At 46.2% G+C, this 26,104-nt stretch carries 27 protein-coding genes and 1 pseudogene; 5 read left to right on the top strand and 23 right to left on the bottom strand.

The features are described from left to right. Positions 1 to 134 precede the first annotated feature (134 nt). The 10 genes and pseudogenes from rocG to spsA all read right to left on the bottom strand — a co-directional run bounded on the left by rocG (position 135) and on the right by spsA (position 8,928). On the bottom strand, positions 135 to 1,409 hold the full coding sequence (rocG, locus tag MOB98_RS08305; protein WP_268358905.1) for a glutamate dehydrogenase: 1,275 nt from the start codon (positions 1,407 to 1,409) through the stop codon (positions 135 to 137). A 174-nt stretch (positions 1,410 to 1,583) separates the two neighbouring features. Beyond that, a complete protein-coding gene (gene bslB, locus MOB98_RS08300) occupies positions 1,584 to 2,048 on the bottom strand; it encodes a biofilm surface layer hydrophobin BslB (RefSeq protein WP_268358902.1) in 465 nt (154 codons plus the stop codon). 324 nt (positions 2,049 to 2,372) lie between these two features. Beyond that, complete coding sequence (locus MOB98_RS08295; RefSeq protein WP_268358900.1) at positions 2,373 to 2,828, bottom strand: dTDP-4-dehydrorhamnose 3,5-epimerase family protein; 456 nt, start codon at positions 2,826 to 2,828, stop codon at positions 2,373 to 2,375. Then, positions 2,821 to 3,672 carry a dTDP-4-dehydrorhamnose reductase gene (gene rfbD / locus MOB98_RS08290; RefSeq protein ID WP_268358898.1) on the bottom strand — a complete coding sequence of 284 codons (852 nt, stop codon included), beginning with the start codon at positions 3,670 to 3,672 and terminating at the stop codon, positions 2,821 to 2,823. Before rfbD ends, MOB98_RS08295 begins: the two co-directional genes overlap by 8 nt. A gap of 13 nt (positions 3,673 to 3,685) precedes the next feature. Next, complete coding sequence (gene rfbB, locus MOB98_RS08285; protein WP_268358896.1) at positions 3,686 to 4,633, bottom strand: dTDP-glucose 4,6-dehydratase; 948 nt, start codon at positions 4,631 to 4,633, stop codon at positions 3,686 to 3,688. Beyond that, positions 4,633 to 5,373, bottom strand: a complete 741-nt coding sequence (locus MOB98_RS08280; protein ID WP_268358894.1) for a sugar phosphate nucleotidyltransferase — start codon at positions 5,371 to 5,373, stop codon at positions 4,633 to 4,635. The genes rfbB and MOB98_RS08280 overlap by 1 nt, the downstream gene beginning before the upstream one ends. Before the next feature lie 217 nt (positions 5,374 to 5,590). Then, positions 5,591 to 6,460: a GNAT family N-acetyltransferase gene (locus tag MOB98_RS08275; RefSeq protein ID WP_268358891.1), complete on the bottom strand. Its 870-nt coding sequence runs from the start codon at positions 6,458 to 6,460 to the stop codon at positions 5,591 to 5,593. Positions 6,461 to 6,600: 140 nt separating this feature from the next. Next, a pseudogene (locus MOB98_RS08270) lies at positions 6,601 to 6,708 on the bottom strand (hypothetical protein); the annotation flags it as partial. Between the two features lie 20 nt (positions 6,709 to 6,728). Next, entirely contained in the window at positions 6,729 to 8,153 is a 1,425-nt protein-coding gene (locus tag MOB98_RS08265) for a CDP-glycerol glycerophosphotransferase family protein (RefSeq protein ID WP_268358888.1), read from the bottom strand. Between the two features lie 4 nt (positions 8,154 to 8,157). Further along, positions 8,158 to 8,928, bottom strand: a complete 771-nt coding sequence (gene spsA, locus MOB98_RS08260; RefSeq protein ID WP_268358887.1) for a spore coat dTDP-glycosyltransferase SpsA — start codon at positions 8,926 to 8,928, stop codon at positions 8,158 to 8,160. Positions 8,929 to 9,247: 319 nt separating this feature from the next. On the opposite strand from spsA, the gene gerQ reads away from it, so the two are divergent. Next, the gene (gene gerQ, locus MOB98_RS08255) at positions 9,248 to 9,784 is read left to right on the top strand and encodes a spore coat protein GerQ (RefSeq protein ID WP_268358885.1); all 537 of its coding nucleotides are present in this window, start codon (positions 9,248 to 9,250) and stop codon (positions 9,782 to 9,784) included. Positions 9,785 to 9,827: 43 nt separating this feature from the next. Here the strand turns inward: gerQ and MOB98_RS08250 are convergent, their stop codons facing one another. From MOB98_RS08250 to MOB98_RS08240, 3 genes are all read right to left on the bottom strand, one after another. Next, a complete protein-coding gene (locus tag MOB98_RS08250; protein ID WP_010332332.1) occupies positions 9,828 to 10,199 on the bottom strand; it encodes a DUF423 domain-containing protein in 372 nt (123 codons plus the stop codon). A 61-nt stretch (positions 10,200 to 10,260) separates the two neighbouring features. Beyond that, complete coding sequence (locus MOB98_RS08245) at positions 10,261 to 11,583, bottom strand: purine/pyrimidine permease (RefSeq protein ID WP_268358884.1); 1,323 nt, start codon at positions 11,581 to 11,583, stop codon at positions 10,261 to 10,263. Between the two features lie 19 nt (positions 11,584 to 11,602). After that, the gene (locus MOB98_RS08240) at positions 11,603 to 11,920 is read right to left on the bottom strand and encodes a YwdI family protein (protein ID WP_268358881.1); all 318 of its coding nucleotides are present in this window, start codon (positions 11,918 to 11,920) and stop codon (positions 11,603 to 11,605) included. Between the two features lie 166 nt (positions 11,921 to 12,086). On the opposite strand from MOB98_RS08240, the gene MOB98_RS08235 reads away from it, so the two are divergent. Next, the gene (locus tag MOB98_RS08235) at positions 12,087 to 13,457 is read left to right on the top strand and encodes an aldehyde dehydrogenase (RefSeq protein WP_268358878.1); all 1,371 of its coding nucleotides are present in this window, start codon (positions 12,087 to 12,089) and stop codon (positions 13,455 to 13,457) included. A 24-nt stretch (positions 13,458 to 13,481) separates the two neighbouring features. Here the strand turns inward: MOB98_RS08235 and MOB98_RS08230 are convergent, their stop codons facing one another. The 5 genes from MOB98_RS08230 to MOB98_RS08210 form a co-directional block, all read right to left on the bottom strand. Further along, complete coding sequence (locus MOB98_RS08230; RefSeq protein WP_268358876.1) at positions 13,482 to 14,159, bottom strand: uracil-DNA glycosylase; 678 nt, start codon at positions 14,157 to 14,159, stop codon at positions 13,482 to 13,484. Positions 14,160 to 14,173: 14 nt separating this feature from the next. Beyond that, entirely contained in the window at positions 14,174 to 14,980 is an 807-nt protein-coding gene (locus MOB98_RS08225) for a glycosyltransferase family 2 protein (protein ID WP_268358875.1), read from the bottom strand. Positions 14,981 to 15,069: 89 nt separating this feature from the next. Further along, on the bottom strand, positions 15,070 to 15,603 hold the full coding sequence (locus MOB98_RS08220) for a hypothetical protein (protein WP_268358874.1): 534 nt from the start codon (positions 15,601 to 15,603) through the stop codon (positions 15,070 to 15,072). A gap of 47 nt (positions 15,604 to 15,650) precedes the next feature. Then, positions 15,651 to 16,286, bottom strand: a complete 636-nt coding sequence (locus tag MOB98_RS08215) for a permease prefix domain 1-containing protein (protein ID WP_268358872.1) — start codon at positions 16,284 to 16,286, stop codon at positions 15,651 to 15,653. Further along, a complete protein-coding gene (locus MOB98_RS08210; protein ID WP_268358871.1) occupies positions 16,279 to 16,617 on the bottom strand; it encodes a PadR family transcriptional regulator in 339 nt (112 codons plus the stop codon). Before MOB98_RS08210 ends, MOB98_RS08215 begins: the two co-directional genes overlap by 8 nt. A 143-nt stretch (positions 16,618 to 16,760) precedes the next feature. Between MOB98_RS08210 and MOB98_RS08205 the strand changes: the two genes are divergently transcribed. Further along, positions 16,761 to 17,576: a bifunctional hydroxymethylpyrimidine kinase/phosphomethylpyrimidine kinase gene (locus MOB98_RS08205; protein WP_268358869.1), complete on the top strand. Its 816-nt coding sequence runs from the start codon at positions 16,761 to 16,763 to the stop codon at positions 17,574 to 17,576. Positions 17,577 to 17,670: 94 nt separating this feature from the next. Here MOB98_RS08205 and MOB98_RS08200 read toward each other — a convergent pair whose 3' ends face one another. The 3 genes from MOB98_RS08200 to scrA all read right to left on the bottom strand — a co-directional run bounded on the left by MOB98_RS08200 (position 17,671) and on the right by scrA (position 20,834). Beyond that, positions 17,671 to 17,919 (bottom strand): hypothetical protein, encoded by a 249-nt coding sequence (locus tag MOB98_RS08200; protein WP_268358867.1) that lies wholly within the window; start codon positions 17,917 to 17,919, stop codon positions 17,671 to 17,673. A gap of 93 nt (positions 17,920 to 18,012) precedes the next feature. Beyond that, positions 18,013 to 19,452, bottom strand: coding sequence for a sucrose-6-phosphate hydrolase (gene sacA / locus MOB98_RS08195; protein WP_268358865.1), 1,440 nt, complete (start codon positions 19,450 to 19,452; stop codon positions 18,013 to 18,015). Continuing rightward, the gene (scrA, locus tag MOB98_RS08190) at positions 19,449 to 20,834 is read right to left on the bottom strand and encodes a PTS system sucrose transporter subunit IIBC (protein ID WP_268358863.1); all 1,386 of its coding nucleotides are present in this window, start codon (positions 20,832 to 20,834) and stop codon (positions 19,449 to 19,451) included. Before scrA ends, sacA begins: the two co-directional genes overlap by 4 nt. A gap of 300 nt (positions 20,835 to 21,134) precedes the next feature. Here scrA and MOB98_RS08185 point away from each other — a divergent pair, with 300 nt between their 5' ends. Next, entirely contained in the window at positions 21,135 to 21,905 is a 771-nt protein-coding gene (locus MOB98_RS08185; RefSeq protein ID WP_268358861.1) for a formate/nitrite transporter family protein, read from the top strand. Between the two features lie 39 nt (positions 21,906 to 21,944). Here the strand turns inward: MOB98_RS08185 and sacT are convergent, their stop codons facing one another. Beyond that, positions 21,945 to 22,775, bottom strand: coding sequence for a sac operon transcriptional antiterminator SacT (gene sacT / locus MOB98_RS08180; protein WP_268358859.1), 831 nt, complete (start codon positions 22,773 to 22,775; stop codon positions 21,945 to 21,947). Between the two features lie 39 nt (positions 22,776 to 22,814). After that, positions 22,815 to 23,117, bottom strand: coding sequence for a hypothetical protein (locus MOB98_RS08175; RefSeq protein WP_268358858.1), 303 nt, complete (start codon positions 23,115 to 23,117; stop codon positions 22,815 to 22,817). A gap of 527 nt (positions 23,118 to 23,644) precedes the next feature. On the opposite strand from MOB98_RS08175, the gene vpr reads away from it, so the two are divergent. Further along, a complete protein-coding gene (gene vpr / locus MOB98_RS08170) occupies positions 23,645 to 26,065 on the top strand; it encodes a serine protease Vpr (protein ID WP_268358857.1) in 2,421 nt (806 codons plus the stop codon). Positions 26,066 to 26,104: the final 39 nt, after the last annotated feature.

The raw sequence follows: 26,104 nt of genomic DNA, 5'->3' as shown, positions 1-26,104 counted from the left end.
ATTTGTCTGAAAGAAGAACATCTTTCTCTTTTTCTAGTTACGGAATGCAAATATTTTTTGCAGATTTTCCTTTTCTCGCAAAAGATAAACGCAAAATTATTTTGCGACAGAGGGGATATCTCCCCCCTCCGAATTTACACCCATCCGCGGAATCGCGATGCTTCTGCCGATTTTCTGATGCCCGTCATGTAAGCCGCCAAGCGCATATCCACTTTATGTGTTGCCGCTGTCTGATAAATCGTTTCGAACGAATTGACCATGACCTTTCTCAGTTTTTCTGCAACCTCTTCTTCTGACCAATAGTATCCTTGGTTGTTTTGCACCCATTCAAAATAAGAAACCGTGACGCCGCCGGCACTTGCCAGAATATCAGGCACGAGAAGCACGCCTCTTTCGTTCAGGATCTTAGTGGCATCAATGGTTGTCGGGCCGTTCGCCGCTTCAACGACGATTGATGCCTGAATATTGTGTGCGTTTTTGGCTGTGATTTGATTGGCGATCGCGGCCGGCACTAAAATATCGCAATCCTTTTCAAGCAGCTCCTCATTTGTGATGACGTCAGTGAATAAGTTGGTAACCATGCCGAAGCTGTCCCGTTTATCGAGCAAATAAGGGATATCAAGGCCGTCCGGGTTGTAAAGCGCGCCATGGGCATCCGAGATTCCGATCACTTTCGCGCCGGCATCATGCATGAATTTGGCCAGAAAGCTTCCCGCGTTTCCAAAGCCCTGTATGATGATGCGCGCGTTTTGCAGCTTGATCCCTTTTTTCTTAACCGCCTCTTCAATACAAATCGTGACACCTTGTGCCGTGGCCGTTTCCCGGCCTTGCGATCCGCCTAAAACGAGCGGTTTTCCTGTGATAAAGCCAGGAGAATCGAATTCACGCAGCCGGCTATACTCATCCATCATCCACGCCATAATTTGCGAGTTGGTGTACACATCAGGAGCCGGAATATCCTTTGTCGGGCCGACGATCTGGCTGATGGCACGGACATACCCTCTGCTCAGCCTTTCCAGTTCTCCGAATGACATGGTCCGAGGATCACAAATAATACCGCCCTTTCCGCCGCCGTAAGGAAGATTGGCAATCCCGCACTTAAGCGTCATCCAAATGGATAATGCCTTTACTTCTTCTTCATTGACTTCAGGATGGAAACGCACGCCTCCCTTTGTCGGACCGACCGCATCATTGTGCTGCGACCGGTAGCCTGTGAACACTTTGACACTGCCGTTATCCATTTTGACTGGTATGCGGACTGTGAGCATTCTCTGCGGCTCTTTCATGAGTTCATACATATCACTCGAATAGCCCAGCTTCCGAAGGGCTTCCTTAATGATGGTTTGGGTAGACAAAAATAAGTTAAGAGCTTCTTTTTCCTCATCTTTCGCGACTTGCTTTGCTGACATCTTTTTCACCTCATTGTTTTTTGGCCGCTTGAATATGTAAGCGCTTCAAAAATTCAGCCGGCCAATTCCTTTCTTCAGTGGATTCACCCTTACCATCATGCAAGATTCGTACCAGTTTTTTCATCAACAAAAAAAGAGACTGAAAACATCTCAGTCTCTGATCTAATCTATTCATTAACGAGGGTCAATCACCAGCTGCGTTTCAGCATAAAGACTGCCGATTCCCAAACCGTTTACCACATCGCCTTTAATCGTGTAAGTGCCTGCGCGCGGAAGGGTTTTGCGCACCATGACGAGGTCAAATTCGGATGCGCCTAACAAATCAAGTGTAAGCGGGAGTCTAACTGTTTTTCCATCATTTAAAATCTGTGTTTCTTTCAGCGTTCTTCCATTCACTGAATCTCTTGTTGTTGCATGGAACCCGTCAGGAAATTGAAATTCTATCGCGCCGAGAGAAAGCACCGCATTTGGTTTATATGTCACTTCAATATCAGAAGTAGTCCACTCTTTTGTGTTGTTAATCGTTTTTGCCTCGATTGATGCAGACTGTGCATGAGCTTGGCCTGAAGGAAGCAAGATTGATAGTAAGACAGCTGAACTGATTAATAATGAAGATACGAATGAAGTTCTTTTTAACATGACATTTCCCCCTCAATTGATTGTTTAATGTTGGCCAGAGCGTCCTCTGCAGAAAAAGCGTTTTTTCGTAATTCGCGAATTACCAATTCTTTTTCTTAAAAATTAATCTATCATCATTTCCCTTGGAAGTAAATGCTTTTTGAGGAATATTAACACTGGAATTTCTTTGAGAATTCCTTCCTGTTTATACAAGGTTCAAATGGACGATTTCTCTCTCTTTTTCTAGTAACTTATACCTGTCGATTTATTTCTTTTATCCTATTTTAAAAAAGGGCAAAAAAAGTCGAAGATGCCTCTGCTCTTCGATTGATCACGTGCCTATTATTATCTAAATTCAGTGTTCCAGTTGAAACCGATTTTCTCATCATTCCACGGGATTCTTTTTTCATCAGGCTGATCCGGGTTATACGACATGGTGGTGAAGTAGATAATCGTCAGCGGCGTCTCTCCCAGCACTCTGTATCCGTGGGCCACCCCCTTTGGGATCAATAACAGCATCGGGTTGTCCTCGCCCATATAATAGACGTCCGTTTCTCCTTTTGTCTTTGAGCCCTCTCGAAGATCATATAGGACAACCTGGGCGTGGCCGGTTGGAAAGAACCACAGATCATCCTGCTTCTCATGATAATGAAATGCTTTAATCACACCCGGATAGCTTTTCGACCAAGAGGCCTGCCCGAAACGCTCAAGAAGATTCTCATCATCCCGGACCAGCTCAGCAAAAAAGCCTCTGTCATCGCTATGCTTCGTCAATTTTTTTACCTTGACTCCATCAATCACGAGCACTGCTCCTTTCGTGCAAATACTCCCGTAGCGCTTCCCGCCAATGGCGGGGGCGAATGCCGGCTTCTTCAATGGCCTGATGGCTCAGTACAGAGTAAGCCGGACGGGGCGTTTTGTTCCCGTATTCTTCTGTTGTGACAGGCAAAATGGCTGTTTCCAGCCCGCTTTCTTCCATAATTGCCTTTGCAAACTCATACCAGCTGCATATGCCTGAATTACTGACATGATAGATGCCCGGCGGATGGCTAAACAGCTTGATAACCGCTTCTGCTAAATCCTTCGTATACGTCGGCGAACCAATTTGATCGCTAACAACCCGAAGCTCTTGTTTTGTCTCAGCAAGCTTCAGCATGGTATGAACAAAATTGCTGCCGCCATGTCCGTACACCCACGATGTTCTGATGATCGTACTGTCTTTTGTCGCTAATCGAATCAGTTCTTCTCCGAGCTTTTTGCTCTTGCCGTAGATGGTGTTCGGATCGAGGGGATCGTCTTCCCTGTATGGCTGGGTTCCTTTCCCGTCGAATACATAGTCCGTGCTGATATGAACATATTGAGCTCCGATGCGGGCTGCCTCAAGCGCTGTATAATAAGCGCCGATTCCGTTAATCAAATAGGCTTTATCAAGTTCCTCCTCGCATTTGTCAACCGACGTAAACGCAGCAGTATTGACCACGATATCCGGCTGATAATGGCCAAACGAATGCCTTACGGAGCGCTGGTCAGCGATGTTCATCATCTTCTTTGTTAACGCAATAACCTCATATCCCGCTTGCTTCAGCTGGCGGCACAGTTCCAGGCCAAGCTGTCCTCCTGCACCAGTCACCAAAACCTTTGTCAATCGGATCACCTTCTCATCGGTCATTGTTTGTATACCAGCGAATCGTACGCACAATGCCTTCTTCAAACGGCACTTCCTGCTGCCAGCCCAGTTCGTTTTTCAGCTTTGATGCATTGATCGCATAACGCCGGTCATGCCCTTTTCGGTCTTCCACATGGGCGAACAATTCCTCACAGCCCAGATGCTTCATAATGATGCTCGCCAGCTCTTTATTCGTGCGTTCATTTCCGCCGCCGATGTTATACACCTCGCCGTCAGTTCCTTTTTCTAAAATCAGCTTGATGGCGCGGCAATGATCCTCCGCAAACAGCCAGTCTCTGACCTGAAGACCGTCGCCGTACAGCGGAACCGGAAGCCCTTGCTTCGCATGGCGGATAATCGTGGGAATCATTTTTTCGCTGTGCTGATAAGGGCCGTAGTTGTTGCTGCATCGTGTAATAATGGCCGGGAGCTTGTGGGTTTTCACATACGATAACACGAGCAAATCAGAGCTTGCCTTGCTGGCTGAATAAGGGTTATTAGGAGAAAGCGGCGTCGTTTCAGTAAACGCGGGATCATCCGCTTCTAAATCTCCGTACACCTCGTCTGTTGAAATATGAATCAGCTTCTTGGCTTTTCCCTGCAAGACCGCTTCAGCTAAACGATATGTCCCCATCACATTTGTGGTGATAAACGGCTCCGCTTGGGAAATGCTTCTGTCCACATGCGATTCCGCAGCAAAGTGAATCACGCCATCATAGGTCTCATCAAACGCCCGGTCGATATCCTCCTGAACGCTTATATCTCCTTTTATAAATCGAAATCGGCTGTTTTCTTTTAATTTTTCCATTTCGTTCGGGTGGCTTGCGTACGTCAGTTTATCTAAAACGGTAATGCGCGCATCCGTTTCCTTCAGCATGAGCTTTGTAAACGTGAGCCCGATGAAGCCGGCCCCGCCCGTAACTAAATATGATTTTGCCATCACTTTTCGTCCTGTCCTTTCTGTAAAGCCTTGTGTACAAGCTGGGAGGCGAGATGAAGCGACTCGTGAGTTCCGGCATCTACCCACCAGCCTGATAACACATCATACGTAAGCTGGCTGTTTTCGATGTATAGATTATTCACATCGGTGATTTCCAGCTCACCTCGCTTTGACGGTGATATTTGTTCAATATACGAAAATACCTCCGCATCATACATATAAATGCCGGTTACACAAAGGTTAGTCGGCGGATGTGCTGGCTTTTCGATAATGGAACGAATCCGCTTGTTTTTCTCATCAATCTCAGCAATCCCAAAGCGTTCCGGATCATCAACTTCTTTCAGCAGCACCTTTGCTCCTTTACCCTGCTGTTCAAAGCGCTCCGTAAAAGGCTTTAATAAATCTTCGAATATATTATCACCTAATAATAAAATGAAAGGCTCTTTTTTCGTAAAGCGTTTTGCATAAGACAGCCCATCCGAAATGCCCGATGCGGCTGGCTGAACCTGATAAGTGATTGTAACGCCAAGCTCTTCCCCGTTCCCAAGCAGTTTATAAAATTGCGGCATATGCTCTTTTTGGCTGATGAGCAAAATATCTTTTATACCGGCTTCCTCCAGCTTCATGACCGACCAGTAAATCATCGGATACGGGCCTACCGGAAGCAAATGCTTGTTAACGGCCTTGGTTAAGGGCATAAGGCGCGAGCCGTTTCCACCGGCTAAAATAACACCTTTCACATTAACACTTCCTTACATGCATTTTTATACCTTTTGATCATACAAATCTTGAAGAATAGCTTTTCCTTAACGCGGGCGCGCCTAGAACATCTAACAAAAGCAGATTAGGCCTTTTGCGTTTTATTTCCCAGAGAATAATTTCATCGTGCTCTATTCATCAAATCAAAGGCCTGATCATTCAAGCCTAGGCAACCTAAATCCAGAGTTGAAACGCTCATTATTTCGCTCTCCTGCCCGGCCAAATATGATAATCGTAATACGACTGTTCAGCGGTGAATCCCATTCTTTCGTAAAGGCGAATCGCTCTTACATTATGAAGCTGCGTTTCCGCTGTTACCGTTTTATGCTTCTGTGTCTCCGGTTGTTCTATGAAATTCGCCAATAAATGAAACGCGATACGTTTTCCTTCAAATTCCGGCTTTACAGCCATCAAATCGACAGTACATTCATCACCTCTTGACAGGCCTTGAAGATAGCCGATGACCTCGCCGTTGTGCGTAGCGGCAATATTGACAGCCGCCCTTCCATTGAGATTGTTTCTTGTCCACTCCTGAAAGATCTTGTTTGCTGCTTCACGGCTGAGATAAGGATCTTGATAATATTTGCTTTTTGCAAACGAGTCCCGTGCCAGCTCACATATCGCTTCTGTGTCTTCGGGCTCAGTCGGGCCTAGTTCGAAAAATGGCGGTGTTCTGTCATAAAAAGACGGGTACTTCGCCATCTTAAGCAAACCGCCGACAAAGTAAGAGTATGGCTGCTGCTGTATCACGTGCGCGGCACCGATATCTTCCGCCGGGACACGAACAGAGATAAAATCAGTTTCATCCATTTGGCGTACAGAATAAAAGGCTTGAAACAGCCTCTTCAATTGCCCGGTGCTGTTTGCCGCAAGTAGTTTGACGCTCATAACTTTCTTATGAAGCACCTGACTTTCCCACAGAGAATTTTCGTAAAGCAAGATGCCTTGGAGTCTGCTGCTTTCAAAAAGGCCAAGGGAAAATTGGTACGAAACATCCAGTGTTTGCTTCCTGCTTTGAAGGAATTTCTCAACCGCCTCTTTGGATACATTTTCTTTGACCGTATACACCCTTAACCAGCCCCTTTTACAATATCCTGCACAGCTTTTATGACATCATGTACATCCTCGTCAGAGAACGGGATCGACAGGGACCGTTTATAGTCATTCATGGCGATCGGGAAATCCGCTTTCTGGAACCCGAATTCCGTGCCTTTGGAGAGCCATCCCGATTCAAGCGTTTCTGTAACCTCCTGAATTTCTTCCTTACCGATTAACGGCAATGAGTAAGGGAGAAATTGGTTTCTCTTTTGTACCATTTCTTTGCGCTCCTATCATTTTATTCAGTTTCTTCCCGCCTGTAATCAACTCCTGTTTTGGCTTTCAGTAGCGCAAGTAAAGCATTTGTTGATTCTGCCACCGGATAATTAGCCGCTATGAATGCCAGGCGCGCCTCTTCTGCTTTTTGATGCACGGCGGGACTTCGAAGAACCTCAACCAAGGTGTGTGCCAGTTCATCCGGCTGGTCAAACATAAAATCGCCAAGAGATTCATAATACGGATACGAGCGATTTCCGGTCGATTTTCCGATCAGCACAGGCTTTTGAAACAGCATGGCTTCAAGTCCGACTGTTGAGGTTTGCGTCACTGCGGCATCAGCATACGGCAGCAAATCATAAAGCTCCAGCTCCTTTTTGATGACTCTGCATGCTTTATGTTTTTTCGCCGCAACGTGATACAGATCAAGCTTGTTTTTTCCGATTTCCCACGGGTGGGGTTTGATGATGATTTGCAGCTGCTTCTGATCAGATAGCCCTTCCAGCACACCGGCGTAAAAATCTTCTGAAAACGGCTGGGTGGCAATAAGCACAATTTTTTTAGCCGGATGAAAAGCAAGTTTTCGATAGAATATGGACATATCCATAGGCGTTCTATTAAAAATCTGATCGAAGCGGGGATGTCCCGTGACGAGAATCTTCTCGGGTTTACAGCCTTTTCGTATAAACCACTCTGCTTCATACGCACCATAAACAGCTTGATAGGTTGTAAATACAGGAATAAAGGCTTCATCTCCCATCAATGCGCCATGTTGAAGGCAAATGCTGACGGCCCCTCTCCTTTGACACATGAGAGCGAGCACCCTGCTGTAAATATCTTCTGCCGTTCCGACAACAACAGCTGAAATCTTTTCCTGTTCAAACAGCGCATCAACTGTATCAATGGCCTCGATGAATAAAGGAATGTCTTTGAAAAGCCGGTCGCGAAACGCTTGATCACCGAATGCCGGATGATCGTCATAAGTGGCGAGAATCGAACAGGCGGTTTCGAGATATGGCTTCGAGTCGCCCTTTTGGCATGATTCCGCCATTTCTCGCTTGCTGATCACAGGCAGATCACAATAATGCGGCAAACTCCATCTGGCCAAAACAACCGTTTTTTCAGGATCAAATTGATAGTAATTTTCGTTTGAAAAACGTAGATAATCAAAGTGCAAAATGACTTTCCCTTTTACAGGTTTGTCATTTGTTTGAGTGATGTTTTGAATTCTTTCTTCAAAAAACGGCTGAATCTGTCCCTCATCGATATGCTGATCCACCGATCCGAATAACGCCGGTTCTTCTTCCATCATCACCCGCAGCTCAGGGCTGATGTATTGATAAAAATTACTGATAAGTGCAAGCGGAATCCCTTTGTAGCGAAGTTTGTCAAAAAGCTCCACATACTTCCGGTACAGCACCCAATAATTGCTTAAATAGGCCGACAAGCTCTCACCCCATTCCAAGCTTTTTTAATGATTCACGCAGCTCGCGGCAATTGCGCTGCGGCGGAAGGTTCCTGACGAATTCATTTTTTTCTGATTCAAACAGCTGAAAGTGAATCGATTGGTCGGTAATATAATTTAGATCCAGCTCCTCAGCCAGCGGGTAAAACGGGTAAAAATGATTGACTCTCCAAAAGAATCGGGCGTCCCCAATACGGTAAAACGCCGGGCTTTCATCCCAATAGGAGCCAAACTTCTCCTTTACCTTCTCAAGCACTGAATACCTGTGCATCACCGAGCAATGATCGATGGCGCAAGGCGCATTCCACGTCACTTGAGCCGCAGGCCGGACAGTTTCTTTCACAATGTCTCGATGCTCATTTAAATGATAGGTTTTGGAGGCTGAGTAAATCACAGCTTTTTCTGGATGAGCATCAAGCTCCTGCACCATTTTCAGAAGCCGGTCCGGCATATAGATGTTATCATCCGTTGCATAGGTGATATATTCACCCTCCGCCATCTCTATCGCCTGGTTGATCAGCGCCGCGTATCTCGTTTTTTCTGTTCTTTCCTTCACTCCAGATATATGACTCTGATAAAAACGCACTCGGTTATCCTTCAAAAAAGGGCGGATGACATTCAGCGTCTCTTCATTGGAGTTATCATCCATAATAAACAATTCAAAATCAGAAAACGTTTGTGAGAGTATGCTGGAAATGGACTTTGCCACATAATCGCTTTTGTTATAGCTCGTCATAATGACTGATACTTTCGGCAAATCCTACACCTCCTTCTTGGAACTTCACACCTGAAACTATCGTTATCTTATGTTGCTTATGCTCAAGTTGCGCTAGGGATACAAACCAATATGCGAAAAGTTTGTGTATGTCTAATAAAAGCAGCAGCTGCCCAGTTCAAAATCTGTGCTGTCGACTGTTCTTTTTCCGCATATTCCACGCTTTAGCCTCATAAGGTGAAAGAGATAAAAATCGCACCAGCGAATAAGATCGTTTTCCATCGGAGGTGAGTCATCGCGGAGCGTTCACCTATACATCCGGAACATGTTTTGAATGGTTTTCATAAAAAGGAGGAACGATATGAAACCGAAAAAAAATCAATATCAGCAAATGCAGGCATATGATAATATGCAGGGGTATCAGCCTCAGTACGGGGCCAATCCGTACCCGCAGCAAGGCCAAGGCCCACAAATGCAGACGATGGGGATGCAGCAAATGATGCCAATGCAGCAGGGGCAGCAAGGCCAGCAGGGCTTCGGATTCCCGGGCCAGCAGCAGGGAGGCGGGTTTCAAATCCCATCCGGGCCGACACCGTCAGCGCCTGGCCAAAACGTCCCGGGCATGCTGCCTGTCGAAGAGTCTTACATTGAAAACATCTTGCGCCTAAACCGGGGAAAAACGGCGACGATTTATATGACATTCGAAAACAGCAAAGAATGGGGCTCAAAGATCTTTCGGGGCGTGATTGAAGCAGCAGGCCGTGATCACATTATCATCAGCGATCCGAAATCAGGAACACGCTACCTGCTCTTGACGATCTACCTTGATTACGTCACATTTGATGAAGAAATTGCATACACATATCCATATTCCATGGCATCTTATTCGCCAAGGTAAAGAAAAAGCCAATCACTCATTTGATGAGGATTGGCTTTTTTGTTTATAGATATTTGACGGCTGCGACAACGATCATTATCCAAGAAATAATAAACGCCACACCGCCGAGCGGAGTAATGGCCCCGAGGATTGAGATTTGCGTCACACTGAGGATATATAAGCTTCCGGAAAACAGCACAATTCCCGCAAACATCAGCCAGCCGGCTGTCGTGACACTGCCGATGCCGGATAATTTATCGGCGAGAAACGCGACAACGAAAAGCCCAAGAGCATGATACATATGATACTGCACACCTGTGTGCCAAACCTGAAGGTATTTATCAGGAATTTTCCCTTCTAATCCGTGAGCGCCAAATGCGCCGAGCCCCACGGCAAGCATAGCGTTTATGGCCCCTAATATGATAAAAACTTTCATCTGTCTCTCCCGCCTTTTCGTTAAACTCATATCATTTATCTTATCGCACCTGTACCAAAATTCAACGTTTGTTCTCCGATGACACGAGATTGTCGGATTTTCTCCTGCGCCAAAGCTGAAACTGGTCTGCCGCTATTGCAGCAAGCGTTCCTAGGACGAGCCCGTTGCTTAACAGAGAAATCACTACCGGATGCAAATCCTTTAATGCAGTGTCAGGAACAAACATGAAACCGACCCCAGTCAGGAGCGAGATGCCGATCACAGACCGCACCCTTTTCAATTCTTCTTTCTCATACGAATCAAATTCTGCAAAGGCCAGACCGCCCATTGCGGAGAACACAACAAAGTTTACCGCAAACCCAACGGGTGACGGCAGACTCGCAAACGCATTCATAAAAAACGGGATCACGCTGATTGCGACAACCAGAATACTGCCGAGCATAAACGGTTTTTTAGAAGACATTTTCGTCGTCTCAATAAAACCCGCGGCTCCAGAAATCGGAACTGGTGCAATAGCCCCCGTCAAACCGCTCAGCAGATGGCTGAATGAGGCGGCAAAACCGGCATGGCGTTCGTGGTGCTGTCCATCCGGCTGTTTGCCGAATTTTTTTACAGCAATGTCCACCACCTTCATGCTTGCCAGCATATTCACGATCAGCAAGATCGTAATAAAGATTGAGGTGATAATAAGACCGCTGTTAAATAACGGGGTGCCAAAAGGAAACAGAGAAGGCAGCTGAAACAGCCGGTCCGGCATTTCCATCGGCTTTGCCGCTCCGGCAGCCGCAAACAGCACCCAACCCCCGAACAGGGCCAATAAAATAGAATATTGCTTCAAAAACATGATATTCGAATTTGTCATCATAAAGGCGGCGGCAATCACAACAAGTGCCAGGCCAAATACAAGCCCGTCCACACCGTCCTTTCGATAGCCGATTCCAAGAATTCCTTTTATGATGGGCTGACTCAGCTGCATCACAAGCAGCAATAAATAGACACCGGTGACAACCGGTGTAAATAAGGCTGCAAGCCGGTCAATGACCTTGAAGACACTTAACAAAAAGAAACATACAGCGCTTACAAGCAGAGCCCCCTGCAAACCGCGCAGCGTGTCCCCATATGTCGCAAACACAGTTCCCGTCAGCCCTGCGTAGATTGTATACACTCCCCACCACAAGCCGGCAGGGCTTTCATTGATCGGCAGCCTGTGGCCTTTCAAACACTGGATGACGGCGGCAATTCCCAGTACAAAAAAAGTGCTTTGAATCAATCTCGCAGAATCCGAGTGATCCAAATGAAACGACTGAGCAACCGCCACCGGAACAATAATCGCCGCAGCAATGATAAACGCTGTCCACTGCAGCGCGCCAAGAACCAATTTCACGTGAGCTCAACCTCTCTCTTTAAAAATCAAATAAAGATTCTCCGTTTCCGTCCTCTTCCTGCTTCTCTTTTTCTTGCTTTCGATATTTGTTTAATCCCGCGCTTCCCATCATTTTTTCCATCATCAGCTGGTCTGTCGATGGCGTCGGGGCAGGACTTGGCGTAACGCTCGGCTGTATGCGGGGCGCGTTCGCGGTCTCCGGCTGATCCAGTACGACGTCACACAAAGACCGGACAACCGCTACGGAACGCTTCAGCTCCTCATCCCGTTCAGCCGTTTTTGCTTTTTTCAGCTCATCTTCCATCTTTTGAATCAAAGCAGATATATGAATGTTCATCAAGAACCCTCCAAAAAATAATTGTCATCTTCCTGCATTTTATCAAATTCCTGCAGTAAACGCAGATATGAGTTTGTTATTTTTTCTGCCAAACCTTGCGTATTTGACAAGCAGAAGAGATTTTTCACATAATAAATCACCTACCTCACAAAAAAGGAGAAACGGAATGAACACCATCCCCTCTATCGTCAGCAAGCACAAAGCCTATTTTGCGGCGGGGCATACAAGATCGCTCAAATCGAGACTGGACATGTTACAGAAGCTGAAACAAACCATCAAAACACATGAAGCCGATTTAACAGCCGCTCTCTATCAGGATCTCCACAAATCCGAACAGGAGGCATACACGACAGAAATCGGAATCGTGTTGGAGGAAATCAGCTTTGTGATGAAACGGCTGAGAAAATGGGCTAAGCCGAAACGTGTCAAAACACCGCTGACCCATTTAGGCTCCAAAAGCATCATTATCCCTGAGCCGTATGGAACCGTTTTGGTGATTGCGCCTTGGAACTATCCTTTGCAGCTGGCGCTTTCTCCCTTGATTGGCGCCATTGCGGCCGGAAACACAGTTGTTCTCAAGCCATCAGAATATACGCCGGCAGTTTCCGCTATTCTTTCCAAACTCATCAGCAGCGTTTTTCCGAGTGATTATGTCGCTATGGCGGAAGGCGGGCCCGACGTCAGCACCACATTATTACAGCAGCCCTTTGACTATATTTTCTTTACCGGCAGCGTCGCTGTGGGAAAAATCGTCATGGAGGCTGCCGCCAAACAATTAATTCCCGTCACCTTGGAGCTCGGCGGCAAAAGCCCCTGCATTGTCCATAAGGATGCTGACATACAGCTTGCCGCCAAACGCATTGTCTTCGGGAAATTCACTAATGCGGGACAAACCTGCATCGCACCGGATTATTTATTTGTCCACGAAGACATCAAACCGAAGCTCACAGAAGAAATGAAGCGGGTGATCAGTGAATTTTACGGCCCTCAGCCCGAACGGAATCCGCAGTACGGCAAAATCGTCAGCGAGCGCCACTATCAGCGGCTGCTCAGCTTTCTGAATGATGGAGTCCCGCTTACAGGCGGGCAATCTGATCCTGATCATCACAAAATAGCTCCGACCATTCTTGATCAAGTGAAGGATGACTCTCCGGTGATGCAGGAGGAGATCTTCGGGCCGATTCTTCCGCTGTTTACATACGTCGATATCGGCGAAGTCATCGAGAAAGTCCAAACGCGCCCAAAGCCGCTCGCCTTATATGTCTTCACCACAAACGAAGAAATCGAGCAAGCTGTTTTAGAGAAACTCTCGTTTGGCGGCGGCTGTGTCAATGATACGCTAATGCACGTCGCGACACCGTATTTGCCTTTCGGAGGCGTCGGAGAAAGCGGCATCGGCAGCTATCACGGATCTGACAGCTTTAACACATTTACGCACAAAAAAAGCGTCGTCAAACAAACGAACCGCTTCGACTTCGCTTTTCGTTATCCTTCCTCCAAAAACGGGCTGCGAATGATTCGGAACATACTTAAATAAAAAAGCGCAGAGTATCTGCGCTTTTTACAAATCCTTTATACACCAATCAATCGGCGCCTCTCCCATTTTCTCCAAGAACGCATTCGCCCGGGAAAACGGTCTGCTTCCAAAAAATCCGTTCCTTGCCGAAAACGGGCTGGGGTGCGTCGATTCAATGATAAAATGCTTAGACGTGTCGATCCGTTCTTTTTTCATTTGGGCATGCCGGCCCCACAAAATAAAGATCACCGGCCGCTCCCTTTCATTCAGCACGTCAATAATCCGGTCCGTCAGACGCTCCCAGCCTTTTCCCTTATGGGAATTCGCCTGTCCGCGCCTTACTGTCAGCACAGTATTCAGCAAAAGAACCCCTTGCTTTGCCCAGCTGACAAGCGATCCGTGATTCGGGATGCTGCACCCGATGTCCTGCTGCAGCTCAAGAAAGATATTTTTTAATGAAGGCGGCTGCTTTACACCCGGCTTTACGGAGAAGCTCAACCCTTGAGCCTGTCCAGGCCCGTGATACGGATCTTGACCGAGAATGACCACCTTCACATCATCGTATGAAGTATAATGCAGCGCATTAAAAATATCCCGGCTGTCCGGATAAATCGTTTGCTCCGCGTATTCCCGCTTCAGCATTTCTCTGAGTTCTTGATAATACGGTTTCTCAAACTCTTCCTTCAGCTGATTCCACCAGCTGTCCTGTAAAAGCTGTTTCAAGAGTCAGGCCTCCCTTACGAACGATGAAGCCTGGAAAAGACAGGCTTGCCATCCCATACGATTTCACTTTTTGCTTCCCGTCTTTTCATCTCAGGCTCTTCAAGCAGAACGGCAAAGTTTTTCGTCGGCAGTTCCCCGAGTCCGTGCTTTTCACTTAAACGATCCAAATATTGTTTCCGCTTGGCGCCAAGATCGGCGGACTGATTGTCCCCCGCGTCACTAAAGGCATAAATCACACTGGCGCAAGGGACACGCTTCACCCGATAATCCTTAGCCGCGCGCAAATAAAAATCCCAGTCCCAATAATTGTGCACATCAGCATCGAAATACCCGATTTCATCATGCAGAAAACGTCTGTACATGCTGCCCGACGGCACGTATGTAGAGAACACTCTCATATCCTCATAGTCAGCGGTATAAGCAAACAGCTTCCGGGAAACTGGGTATCTTGTTCCGTTTTTCTCTTCAAACGAGACAATTTCCGCATCAGAATGAACAAAATCGGCCGTTTCTATTTCTTTCGCCATTCTCTCCATATGTCCCGGCGTAAAGAAATCATCATCATCACAAAGCATAATGCAATCGCCTGACGCCTCTTTTACACCGGCATTTCTCGCAGCCACATGCCCCGAGTTCTTTTCTAAATTGATGACAGCAATTGGCAGCTCCGGATACAGTGCTTTGACCGGCACGACCGATTCCCCGGCATCATTCACAATAATAACTTCATAGGGCTTCATGGTCTGCTGCGAAATCGACTCCAGAAGCTCACACAAAGCCGGAATTCGGTTATAGGTCACAATTACGATAGAAATCTTCATGATGCTCTCCTTCTCATTTTCATAGTCATGTACTATTAAAACATATATTGGACGGGAGATCAGTGGGAATATCCTACTGAAACGGGAAACTAAAATGATAGAAACAGCAAGGTGGCTCCGATCAGAAGCACCATGATCAGTATCAGATCTCCCAGGACATGAAAAAGATCCTTCAGCCGGACGCCATTCGGAAGAATGAGATGCCACAGCTTAGATTGATAGACCGGAAGCAGCACCAGCGCATAAGAAAGACACAAAAATGTAAAAGCCGGCGGAACAAGAGCACAGCCTGCATCGTCCCAATTCCTTACGATGTCTTTCATACTGGATCCATCTAATAAAAACAAAGATATCATGATGGCCAGCAACACAAAGGACCCCAATTGAACCTCGAACAGACGCATTTTTTGGTTATACGCAAACCGGACCGCCCAAAACCAGACGTAAGCATATGTACATAACAGCATAAGAATGGCACCGGCTGTAAATACAACATCAGGCAGCCGATCATGCAGAAAAACAAAAGGCAAGCTGGCTAACATAGCCAAGAGCATGTAGCCGCCAGTAAACAAAAATACTGCTCCATGAGCCACAAAACCATATAAACAAGAGCTAATCCTCATGACATACACCTTCCTTACATAGATATTCTATGTATATACCAAAAAAATCAGGCAAGCTTACGCCTGCCAATATAACAGCCCATTCGGCCGAATAATGGAAATAACAGCGTTGCACAGACACAAGTTCCTACAAGCCAGGGCGTCAGCAAGGATTGAAACAACGCGGCAGGAATCACATTGAAAAGAAAAACAAGCATAAAGATGACATTTGGCACCATGCAAATTAAAATCGTATGCAATACAAGCTGTTCTCCGCGTTTGCCAAACTCCCTCACCCCTTGATACCCAATCAGCACCCAGTAGATGATATATGCAGCTAAGATCAGCCACACAGAAACAGAAATGCCTTTCCATACTGCATAAACAACGGGTGATTCAAGCCAGACATGCATCATCGTAATGGCGGTGCCGACAGCAAATAATGCACTGTTACAGAAAAGATGGAAACACAAAAATGCACGGAACGTGACAGGCTGTTCTTTTTTAAACGAAGAAACAATGTCAGCAGGCGTTCCGAATACCTGTAGTAACGTTTGCATAGCTTCCGCCTCACTTTTCCCTTCTTGAAGAGAATGAAGCAGATGATGTTCAATGTGGCTCTCAATCTCTTCTATTACTGCCTCGCCTTCTGAAAGCTCCTTAAGCCCGTTTTTGATTTCAGATAAATACGCTTCTTTATCCATTCTGTCCGCCCCGCTTCAGCATTCGGTCCATCATAGCCGAAAAAACGCTCCATTCCTTCGTGCGTTCCGCCAACACCTCTTTGCCTTCATTTGTAATCCGGTAATATTTGCGGTCAGGCCCTTTCTCCTGCTTCTCCCAATATGACGAAATAAATCCTTGGCGCTCAAGCTTATGGAGAGAAGGATACAGGGTCCCTTCTTTCATCTGCAGTTCATTTCCGCTGCGTGTTCCCATTTCTTTGACAAGCTCATAGCCGTACATCGGCCGCTCGTTCAAAAGCGTCAATACCAATATAACGGTGCTGCCCTTAACCAGTTCACGATTTAACATCACAAAACCCCTACCTAGTTTTCTTATGTAGCATTTTACGAAAGCCCTTGGGTATTGTCAGATGATTCCTTTAGACCTTCTATATTGTGATACAGAGAAAATCTAACTATAATGAAAGACAAAACACGATGGAGGTTCAAAACATGTCTATGCATAAAGCACTCACCATTGCCGGCTCTGATTCCAGCGGCGGTGCTGGGATACAAGCTGATTTAAAAACATTTCAAGAAAAAAACGTATACGGGATGACCGCCTTAACAGTGGTCGTTGCGATGGACCCGAACAACAGCTGGGACCACCAGGTATTCCCGATCGATACTGATATAATTCGCGCCCAGCTGGCAACCATTACGGACGGCATCGGTGTGGACGCCATGAAAACAGGAATGCTGCCAACCGTTGACATTATCGAGCTTGCGGCAAAAACGATCAAAGAAAAACAATTGAAAAATGTGGTAATTGACCCGGTTATGGTTTGCAAAGGAGCTAATGAGGTTCTTTATCCAGAGCACGCCCAAGCCCTGCGTGAACAATTAGCGCCCCTTGCCACTGTCATTACGCCGAATCTGTTTGAAGCCAGCCAGCTCAGCGGCATGGATGAATTAAAAACAGTTGACGATATGATCGAAGCAGCGAAAAAAATTCATGAGCTCGGCGCTCAATATGTCGTCATTACAGGCGGAGGCAAACTCAAACATGAAAAAGCGGTTGATGTTCTCTATGACGGAGAAACAGCGGAAGTTCTTGAAAGTGAAATGATTGATACGCCTTATACACACGGAGCTGGCTGTACGTTCTCAGCAGCCGTGACAGCGGAGCTCGCCAAAGGTGCGGAAGTCAAAGAAGCCATTTACGCAGCGAAAGAATTCATTACTGCTGCCATTAAAGAATCCTTCCCGCTAAACCAGTATGTCGGACCTACGAAGCATTCTGCCCTGCGCCTGAATAAACAATTATAAACATAATCAAAAAAGGCTGTCCCAGCAGGACAGCCTTTTTTATATGACTGAAAACTTTCACAGAAAAAAACTGCCGATCCGGTCGGCAGCCTGTTTATTTGATTTTTAAATTGTTCGCAGATTGCCTCAAAAATGCTTCTATCGACTGAACAAAAAGTGCATATTCCTTCATTTGCTCATATGCCCGGGCAAGAATTTCCGCCGTTTCACTGTGCGGCGTTGTTCCGCCAAGCATTTTTTTCAGCTGAAGCAGCACATCCTTATATTCTTCCCGCTTATCTTCAACTTGGTCCGCAGCCTTTTCTAAACATTCCGGTGTTATCTTCTGTTCATGTATATTCAAGAAAACAACTCCTTTTACAGAAAAAAATAGTAGGTTATCGTTGAAGAATAGCACAGATGGCACAGATTTCACATAAGAAAATAGAAGGATTTTCTACATAAGGGTCCAAATTCCGACGTTCATTTCAGTTTTGCCGGTGGAACTGGCTGTCACTTCATGATTTCCCGGGAAAGGAAAATATCTCGCACTGAAGACCTCTTCTCCGTTGTTGATAAAGACTTCCACAGATGACGCGTCGATAAACATGTGCACGGTATGCAAATCCTTGATGCGGCAATGTCTCGCTTCTGTTCCTTTTCCATCGAAGCTCGTCCGCTCCAGTGTCACAATCCCCTCGTCCTTATGAAAGGAAAACGCAGCTGTTCCGCGAATACTGATTGAAAAACCAGTCTCCGTGTCAATGTCTTCAAGCAAGATCTCAGCTCTTTCAGGGTTTTCAACTGGCAGCGTGCCAGATGATCCATGCATGTTGATGTGTATTTTTTTCTCATTCCTGCGCATGGCTTTCAGCTCAGGCAGCGGCTGCTGAATCAGCTTTTGTCCTGATAGCGTCAGCTGTCTCGGCAGCGTCATACAGTGAATCCAGTGATAGTCAATCGTCGGATGGGACCCTTCATCCTGATCAGGCACAGCCATCCATGCAAACATAATCCGCCTTCCCTGATCGTCTTCAAGTGTTTGGGGTGCGTAAAAATCAAAACCTTGGTCAAGCTCCGTAAAATCCCCATGCCTTAGTTCAGGCTTGCTATAATCAAGACGCCCGATAAAATAACCTGATTGATACACATTTTGATAACGGATACCGTCAGCCTCAAGCCCTTGAGGCGAGACGATCAGCACGTCTGACCCTTGAAGGGAAAACAAATCAGGGCATTCCCACATGTATCCGAAATCGTCCAACCCGTTAAAGCCCGCGCCAGCTATCGGGCCGAGAAATCTCCACTCTGTCAGGTTATCAGAAGCAAACAGCACAGCGTGTCCCTGCAGACTCTCCGTTTGCGCACCGATCACCATATACCATGTTCCTTCATGCTCCCATACTTTCGGATCGCGAAAATGCGCCGTGTATCCTTCCGGGAGGCGGGCGACGACACCCTTTTTCTCAAAGGACAGTCCGTCGTCAGACACAGCAAGGCATTGATACGTTTCCCGGTTCCCGTCCTGATCCCTGACATTTCCTGTGTAAAATAGATAGAGCCGATCGTCTTTTGTGACAGCGCTGCCCGAGTAGCAGCCGTTTTTATCGAACCAATCACTCGGGGCAAGCGCAATCTCTTCCCGTTTCCAACTCACCATATCCTGTGTCGTATAATGGCCCCAAAATTTCGCGCCGTGCCCCGTCTGAAATGGCTGCCATTGAAAGAACACATGATAGCTGCCCTTCCAATAAATCACGCCATTCGGGTCATTCAGCAGGCCAACCGGCGGCATGATATGAAAATGCTGGCGGTACGGATCGCTGCTAACAATCGGCTCTTTTTTATCCACTTCCTCATAAGCCCGGCGCCGAAGCTCCTGATCATGTACTGTCATTTTTTCCTCTCCTCATCCTCGTTAATCTTCATGATAAGCGCTGCAATGAACGCTGATACTGCCGCAATCGCCATTCCAATCAGATAGTTGGCCAGGTTGCCGAAGCCAAACGGAGCCGCGATGGCAATCATCGGAATACCCGTTAACCCGTAAGCGTTTGCGGCAACATGTGTAAAGACAACGTATGCACCGCCCAATGCGCCTCCGATCATCGCGGCGATAAACGGTTTTCGGTAGCGAAGATTGACTCCGAATATGACAGGCTCAGTAATGCCGAGAAAAGCGGAAAATGCAGCCGGAAGCGCAATTTCTTTTGTCTTTGCCTTCTTCGCCATAAAGAAGACAGCAAGGCCGGCGCCGCCCTGTGCAACATTCGCCATAGACCAGATCGGCAGCAGATAGTTTTTGCCTATATCTGCAATAAGGCCTGCCTCAATCGCATGAAAGCTGTGATGAACGCCTGTCAGCACGATGAGTGAATACGTGCCCCCAAAAATCAGCCCCGCAACAAAACCGGCATGGTCATATACATACGTTAAAGCAACCGTAATGCCGGAGCCAAGGGCTCTGCCCAGAGGGCCAATCGCGATAAAAGCGACAAACCCGGTGACAATCACTGTAACAAAAGGTGTAACAAGCAAATCAACCGCGTGAGGAACCACTTTTCTTGTCCATTTCTCTACCTTGCTCATCACATAAACCGCCAGCAGAACAGGAATGACCGTACCCTGATAGCCGAGAAGCGCGATATCGAATCCGAATAGATTCATATAATCAGGTGTTGCTTCCGCCAACCCCCATGGATTCAAGAGAGTCGGATGAATCATGATTCCCCCGATAACTGCTCCCAAGTAAGGGTTGCTGCCAAACTCTTTTGAAGCGCTTACTCCAATGAGAATCGGCAAGAAAATGAATGCTGCACTTGAAAACATATCAAGCAGCTGCAGCAGTGCTGAGTCCTTGCTCATCCAATGGAACGCATTGATCATACCCAGTAATCCCATTAATAGGCCGCTGGCTACAATAGCCGGTATGATTGGAACAAATATATTAGAAAGCGTTTTCGCAAATCTCGCAGCAGGATTTAGCTTCTCTTTTGCCGCATCCTGATGGTTTACATGTTCTTCATGATCAATATCCGCTTCCTTCGAAAAAGCATCATACACCTTATTGACAAGGCCTGTTCCGAAAATGATTTGGTACTGGCCAGAGCTGCTGAAAGCGCCTTTGACGCCATCAAGATTTTCTACTTGTGCTTGATCTATCTTTGATTCATCCTTAATCACTAAACGCAGTCTTGTTGCACAATGAGCCGCGCTGATAATGTTTTCTTTCCCCCCGAGAAGCTCAATGAGGCGTTTTGCAGTCTCTTTGTAGTCCATCTTTTTCTCCCCCTTTTATTAAAACAAAAAAGACCTAAAATTCGCCAACGAATAAAGGACACAGTGATCCTTTTTCATTTACGCAAATTTTAGGTCTTGCCTGCTTTACCAGTCACAATCCCGCTTATTCAGATTGAGAATACGCTTTCATCATAAAACATGACAGCGTTTTCGTCAACTGTTTTTTAGTTAAAAAGTTTGATAAAACATGTAGACAAAAATTCGTAAAAATTACTTGTGAAACAATTCACAATATCATGCTATACTATGCTCAATCATAATAGAAAGCAGGAAAAGGCCATGGAGACTCAAGCATTGCAAAAGGTTGAACAGTACGCTTTGAAAAAACAAAATATATTCAATTCAAGCAAAACCCGTTATTTGCTTCGGTCGATTTTGGCCAGCATGTTTATCGGTTTCGGCATTACAGCCGCAAGCAAAACAGGCAGCTATTTCTCTATGGCCGATTCTCCATTTGCCTTTCCGGCAGCAGCTGTCACATTCGGAGCCGCTATTCTGCTGATTGCTTACGGAGGCGGAGATTTATTTACCGGCAACACCTTTTATTTCACCTATACCGCGCTCCGAAAAAAAATCCGCTGGCGCGACTCCCTGTACCTGTGGATATCAAGCTATGCCGGTAACTTGATTGGCGCCCTCCTGTTTGCCATGCTGATCAGCGCAACAGGACTTTTTGAAGAGGCTTCTGTACATTCCTTTTTGATTCATCTGGCTGAGCATAAAATGGAGCCGCCCGCTTTTGAACTGTTTTTCAGAGGAATGCTGTGCAATTGGCTTGTGTGCCTCGCCTTTTTCATTCCGATGTCCCTCAAAGGTGAAGGAGCAAAGCTGTTTGCCATGATGCTTTTTGTTTTCTGCTTCTTTATTTCTGGTTTTGAGCACAGCATTGCCAATATGTGCACATTCGCCATCTCACTTTTGATCGATCATCCTGATACGGTGACACTGCTGGGAGCGGTCAGAAACTTAATTCCTGTGACGCTCGGCAATCTGACCGCGGGAATGGTAATGATGGGCTGGATGTACTATACGCTGAATCCCGATCAATAAAAAAAACTTCCAGAGAAGACTCCCTGCAAGTCAAAGCGGTTATTCCGAGAGATCTTGAAGACGCTGGACATGCAGCGTGATATAGCCGGCCTCGGACTCCGGCAAATGTAATTGATATTCATTTTTCAAAAACTCCGCCAGCTCCAGCGCACATTGATAGGCAAATGAATACTTTTTTTGGATGAAATAAAGCATCTCCTCGTCCATACGATGGAGCGCTTCATTTGATTCCAACCGGCTGACCGCGTATCGCAAATGCGTGACAAGGCGTTGATAGGAAATGCTTTTTTCATCCACCTTTCGATTAAAATAGTTTTCTATTTTCTCTATCATTTCTTTAATCATGGTCGTATGCTTCAGCGCTGAATACATGCTCTCCGCATCCATCTTCGCCGTATGGATGTGAAGGGCAATATAGCCCGCTTCATCTTCAGGAAGAGACACGCCCAATGTCTCTTTTACGTGTCCGATCGCCCAGAGGCCGATCTCATATTCTTTTTTATAGAGCGCCTTGATCTCATGCAGCAATTTATTCTGCACAAGCAGCCCATTTTGAACCCTTTCGATCGCAAAGGATAAATGGTCAGAAAGCGCGATATGAATGTGATCGCTCAGCGGCGCCGCGAGCTCTCCTTCCGCATAGCTGATGATATCCTCAGCTATTTCTATATGCTCCTCCGGCAGCGTTTGCAGGATTTGTTTGAACTTTTCATTCTCGTCGTGCACGACAAAGATCTTTTCCACTTTATTCATAGGGATGAGATCATTTTTCTTTTTTTGAAAAGCGATTCCAGGTCCCATCACAATTTTTTCCTGATCATCCTCTTTTATTAAAGCCGCATTGTTGTTTAATACTTTATAGATTTTCAAGAGGCTATCTCTCCCGCCAATTTGCTTTTGACTGGGATTTTACCTCCTTTTGACCGCCATGTAAAGATGCGGGCCCGCTCTCTCCTGTTTTGGCGATTCCTTGAAGGCTTGCAGACATCTTCTTTTATAAAGCGCGGCGGCTTTTGCTTTCTGCTTTTCTTCCTCATTCACAGCCATCCGCCATTCATAAAACGAAACAAGCCCTGCGGCCTGCACCGCCGCTTTTCTTTGGTATGTACGCTGAGCCGAATAGACCGCGACAGCCGCAGTTTTTCTGTCCGGCGTCACCCAGTTCATCAAAAAGACCATCCACACCCGTAAAGATACAAGCAAACGTTTCATAGAAAAACATCCCTCCGCTTCTTTTTGGCAGGCAGCCTTTTTAGCAGCCCGTTTTCTCAGCCGAGCCCGCGGGAAAAGACGGCCGATTTCTTTTCTCGCAAACTAGCGGCTCTAGCAAAACTCATGACTCTATGATAGACCGTGGGAAGAGAATTCTTTGTCACAATATGAGTGAAAAAACCAACTAGTTTTTAGAAGTTTTGTTGAAAGCTGAAAGAATTGAAATGAAAATTGGAGAACTGTTTTAAAAACTTTATACACAGGTTATCCCAAAGATAAGAACAACTTAATCACAATAGATATCCACATGTCCACAAACCCCTTCTATATTTTGTATAGGAACATATATTCCCAACTATATATATACACAGGTTTATTCACTTATACACAGGGTTCTGTGTATAACTCCTTCGTTATACACAAGCAAAATCCAATAAATGGTCCAAATGACACAAGGACTTTTTTGAATTTTCAAGAAATATATACTAGATCTTCACCATTTTTCTAAATACAAAGGGGGAAACACATTGAAAAAGGGGATCATTCGCTTTCTGCTTGTAAGTTTTGTTTTATTTTTTACGTTATCCACAGGTATGACGGGCGTCAAGGCAGCGCCGGCTTCTTCAAAAACATCGGCTGACCTGGAAAAAGCCGAGATATTCGGTGATATCGATATGACAACAAGCAAAAAAACAACCGTTATTGTGGAATTAAAAGAAAAATCCTTGGCAGAGGCGAAGGAAGCGGGAGAAAGCCAAACGAAAAGCAAGCTGAAAACCGCTCGCACCAAAGCAAAAAACAAAGCCGTCAAAGCGGTGAAAAACGGAAAAGTAAACCGGGAATATGAACAGGTATTCTCAGGCTTTTCTATGAAACTCCCAGCTAATGAGATTCCAAAACTTCTCGCGGTAAAAGACGTAAAGGCAGTATACCCGAACGTCACATATAAAACAGATCATATGAAGGATAAAGACGTCACAATCTCCGAGGACGCCGTATCACCGCAAATGGATGACAGCGCACCGTATATCGGAGCAAACGACGCATGGAACTTAGGCTACACAGGAAAAGGAGTCAAAGTGGCGATTATTGATACAGGGGTTGAATACAATCACCCTGATTTGAAGAAAAATTTCGGACAATATAAAGGATATGATTTCGTAGACAATGATTACGATCCAAAAGAAACACCAACAGGCGATCCGAGGGGCGGAGCAACTGACCATGGCACACACGTAGCCGGAACTGTTGCCGCAAACGGAACGATTAAAGGCGTAGCGCCTGATGCCACACTTCTTGCTTACCGTGTTCTTGGCCCTGGCGGAAGCGGCACAACGGAAAATGTCATTGCCGGAGTAGAACGCGCTGTACAGGACGGAGCAGATGTGATGAACCTGTCTCTTGGAAACTCATTAAACAACCCGGACTGGGCGACAAGCACAGCGCTTGACTGGGCCATGTCAGAAGGTGTTGTCGCAGTAACGTCAAACGGCAACAGCGGACCGAACGGCTGGACAGTCGGATCACCAGGCACTTCAAGAGAAGCAATTTCTGTCGGTGCGACTCAGCTGCCGCTCAATGAATACGCCGTCACATTCGGCTCCTATTCTTCAGCAAAAGTGATGGGCTATAACAAAGAGGACGATGTCAAAGCGCTCAATAACAAAGAAGTTGAGCTTGTTGAAGCAGGAATTGGCGAGGAAAAGGATTTTGAAGGAAAAGACCTGACAGGCAAAGTCGCCGTTGTCAAAAGGGGCGGCATTGCGTTTGTGGATAAAGCGGATCATGCAAAAAAAGCCGGCGCCATCGGCATGGTTGTGTATAACAACCTCACTGGGGAAATTGAAGCCAATGTGCCGGGCATGTCTGTCCCAACGATTAAGCTTTCATTAGAAGACGGCGAAAAACTCGTCAGCGCCCTGAAAGCAGGCGAGACGAAAACAACATTCAAGTTGACGGTCTCAAAAGCGCTTGGTGAGCAAGTAGCTGATTTTTCATCCCGCGGCCCTGTAATGGATACGTGGATGATTAAGCCGGATATTTCCGCGCCGGGCGTCAATATCGTCAGCACCATTCCGACACATGATCCTGGCCACCCTTACGGCTACGGATCAAAACAAGGAACAAGCATGGCATCTCCTCATATTGCCGGAGCGGTTGCCGTTATCAAACAAGCCAAACCAAAGTGGAGCGTTGAACAGATCAAAGCCGCCATCATGAACACCGCTGTCACCTTAAAGGATGGCGACGGAGAAGTGTATCCGCATAATGCCCAAGGCGCAGGCAGTGCGAGAATCATGAATGCAATCAAAGCTGACTCACTCGTCTCACCTGGAAGCTATTCATATGGCACATTCATGAAGGAAAACGGAAATGAAACGAAAAAAGAAACCTTTACGATTGAAAACCAATCTTCCATTAGAAAGTCATACACACTTGAATACTCATTTGAAGGCAGCGGCATCTCCACATCTGGTACAAGCCGTGTTGTGATTCCGGCACATAAATCCGGAAAAGCCACTGCAAAAGTAAAGGTCAATACAAAGAAAACAAAAGCCGGCACCTATGAAGGAACGGTTATCGTCAGAGAAGGCGGAAAAACCGTTGCTAAGGTGCCTACATTGCTGATCGTCAAAGAGCCTGATTATCCGAGGGTAACATCTGTCTCCGTCAGCGAAGGATCTGAACAAGGCACCTATCAAATTGAAACCTACCTTCCTGCGGGAGCAGAAGAGCTGGCGTTCCTCGTCTATGACAGCAGTCTTGATTTTGCGGGCCAAGCCGGCATCTATAAAAATCAAGATAAAGGCTATCAGTACTTTGACTGGGACGGCACGATTAATGGCGGAACAAAGCTTCCGGCCGGAGAATATTACTTGCTCGCCTATGCCGCGAACAAAGGCAAATCAAGCCAGGTTCTGACGGAAGAGCCTTTTACCATTGATTAATAAGAAGCCCTGCCGATTTGATATGATCCCCTCATAGTA

Origin of the sequence: Bacillus sp. N13C7 (assembly GCF_026790065.1) — a bacterium.
Classification (GTDB): domain Bacteria; phylum Bacillota; class Bacilli; order Bacillales; family Bacillaceae; genus Bacillus.
This window is presented reverse-complemented; position numbering and strand designations above follow the sequence as displayed.